Source organism: Streptomyces sp. NPDC059452, assembly GCF_042750035.1.
In the GTDB taxonomy this organism is placed as follows: domain Bacteria; phylum Actinomycetota; class Actinomycetes; order Streptomycetales; family Streptomycetaceae; genus Streptomyces.
In genome coordinates, this window is sequence record NZ_JBHYVE010000070.1 from 1 (window position 1) to 1,018 (window position 1,018).

The window sequence follows — 1,018 nt, forward strand, 5'->3', positions numbered from 1 at the left end:
TCTCTCTTCCTCATCTCTTCTCGTCTGGAGTGCGTTGTCATGGCTGAAGTTCTTGTTCTGGTCGATCACGTGGACGGTGCGGTCCGCAAGCCCACCCTGGAGCTGCTGACGCTGGCGCGGCGGATCGGTGACCCGGTCGCTGTGGCGCTGGGTGCCGGTGCGGAGGCGACGGCGGGTGTGCTGGGTGAGCACGGTGCGGTGAAGGTCCTCACCGCCGATGCCCCCGAGTTCGCGGACTATCTGGTGGTGCCGAAGGTGGATGCGCTGCAGGCGGCGTTCGAGGCGGTGTCGCCGGTGGCGGTGCTGGTGGTGTCCTCGGCCGAGGGCAAGGAGATCGCGGCGCGTCTGGCGCTGCGGGTCGGGTCGGGCATCATCACCGACGCCACCGATCTGGAGGCCGGTGAGCAGGGCCCGGTCGCGACGCAGGCGGCGTTCGCCGCCTCGTACACGACCAGGTCCCGGGTTTCCAGGGGTGTTCCGGTCATCACGGTCAAGCCGAACTCCGCTCCCGTCGAGCCGGTTGCGGCGGCGGGTGCGGTGGAGGCCCTGAACGTGTCGTTCGGGAAGACGGCCACGGGCACGAAGGTGACGGCGCGGACGGCGCGGGAGTCGACGGGGCGCCCGGAGCTGACCGAGGCCGCGATCGTGGTCTCCGGTGGGCGTGGGGTCAGCGGGGCGGAGAACTTCGCGGTGATCGAGGCGCTGGCCGACAGTCTGGGTGCTGCGGTGGGTGCCTCGCGTGCGGCGGTGGACGCGGGCTGGTACCCGCACACCTCCCAGGTCGGCCAGACCGGGAAGTCCGTCTCCCCGCAGCTGTACATCGCCTCGGGTATCTCCGGCGCGATCCAGCACCGGGCCGGGATGCAGACCTCCAAGACCATCGTCGCGGTCAACAAGGACGCCGAGGCCCCGATCTTCGACCTCGTCGACTACGGCGTCGTCGGCGACCTCTTCACCGTCGTCCCCCAGCTCACCGAAGAGATCACCGCCCGCAAGAGCTGAACCACACAACAACCCC

At 69.6% G+C, this 1,018-nt stretch carries 1 protein-coding gene; it reads left to right on the forward strand.

Translation table 11 applies throughout. The annotated features are described in order from the left end of the window. The first annotated feature begins 39 nt into the window (after nucleotides 1-39). Nucleotides 40-1,002 carry an electron transfer flavoprotein subunit alpha/FixB family protein gene (locus tag ACFW9Z_RS36095; RefSeq protein ID WP_384647952.1) on the forward strand — a complete coding sequence of 321 codons (963 nt, stop codon included), beginning with the start codon at nucleotides 40-42 and terminating at the stop codon, nucleotides 1,000-1,002. Nucleotides 1,003-1,018 lie beyond the last annotated feature (16 nt).